Source organism: Methylobacterium sp. WL116 (assembly GCF_008039455.1).
Classification (GTDB): domain Bacteria; phylum Pseudomonadota; class Alphaproteobacteria; order Rhizobiales; family Beijerinckiaceae; genus Methylobacterium.
Window position 1 is genome coordinate 1 of the sequence record NZ_VRUV01000853.1, and the last position, 1,255, is coordinate 1,255.

The window sequence follows — 1,255 nt, forward strand, 5'->3', positions numbered from 1 at the left end:
CCGAGACCCTCGATCCGCATCGCTCCTCGACGGTGGCCGAGGCGCACATCCTGCGCGACCTCTACGACGGCCTTCTCACCTACGACAATCGCGGCGCCATCGTCCCCGGCGCGGCAGGCGCATCGGCTCAGGCGCCGGTCTCGGGCACGAGCCCGGCGGCCTCGATGCCGGCGACCGCGCAGATCTCGTCGTTGTCCGAGGTGTCGCCGGAGATGCCGACGGCGCCGAGAAGGCGCCCGTCGGCCGCACGGACCAGCACGCCGCCCGGGACCGGCACCAGGGCCGCCGGCCCGACCACGTGGCTCACCGCGGCGACGAAGTAGGGCTGCGCCTCGGCGCGGGCGTGGATCGCCCGCGAGCCGAGGCCGAGCGCGAGCGCGCCGTTGGCCTTGCCCATCGCGATCTCGGCGCGGCGGAGCGAGGTGCCGTCCTCCGCCTGGACACATTTTAGAGAACCGCGATCGTCATATACAACCACCGCAAGCGGCTTCAGGCCGCGCGTTCGCGCCGTCTCCAGGGCGGTGGCGACGATGGTGCGGGCGGCCTCGAGCGTCAGGTCGATCATCGGAACCGAGGGGGATCTTGGGGGGGACGGACGGCCGCGCGGACGGTCCGCGACGGCCAGGGATCAGGACAGGGAGGCGATCGACGGTGCGTCGCGCGATCATCCATATCGGAATGCCCAGGACGGGGTCCACATCGCTGCAGCAGGTGCTGGCCAACCTGCGGCCGCGGCTGGCGGAAGCCGGCCTGCTCTACCCGGACCTCGCACCCGAAGGCGCCCAGCCCGGGTCCGACGTCAACCACCAGGGATTGGGCGAGGCGCTCGACGGTCGGCGGCCGAAGGGGGAGCGCCGCGCGATGCTCGCGCGCCTCGATCGCGTCCTGTCCGAGACGGACGCCGACACGGTGATCCTGTCCTACGAGGACTTCTCGGTGCAGCGGCCGAGCTTCGGCGTGCCCCGGACGCTGTCCGAGGCGTTCGCCCGCCGGGGCTTCGCGATGGAGGTCGTGATGGCGGTCAAGCCGCCGTTCGAGTTCCTGAACTCCGCCTACGCCCACCGCGCGCAGCTGGTGAAGGAGCCGCGCAGCTTCCGCGAATACGCTCGTGCGAACCGCCGCTCCGGGCGGCTCGATTATCGCGCGCTGATCGCGCCCTGGGCGCGGGCGACGGACGGCGCCGTGATCGCCGTGCCGCTGCGCGACGCGCGCTCCGACGCGACGCTGGTCGAGCGGTTCGTCGCCGCGCTCGGGC

1 protein-coding gene and 1 pseudogene are annotated in these 1,255 nt (G+C 72.9%); one reads left to right on the plus strand and one right to left on the minus strand.

Annotated elements, in window-relative coordinates; translation table 11 throughout:
* Positions 1–127 precede the first annotated feature (127 nt).
* Positions 128–565: a heme-binding protein gene (locus FV223_RS27920; RefSeq protein WP_147729912.1), complete on the minus strand. Its 438-nt coding sequence runs from the start codon at positions 563–565 to the stop codon at positions 128–130.
* Between the two features lie 86 nt (positions 566–651).
* Here FV223_RS27920 and FV223_RS27925 point away from each other — a divergent pair.
* A pseudogene (locus tag FV223_RS27925) lies at positions 652–1,255 on the plus strand (sulfotransferase); the annotation flags it as partial.

Bases quoted from the DNA above. Each gene is read 5' to 3' on its own strand.
- FV223_RS27920 (WP_147729912.1), bottom strand. From the start codon at position 565: ATGATCGACCTGACGCTCGAGGCCGCCCGCACCATCGTCGCCACCGCC.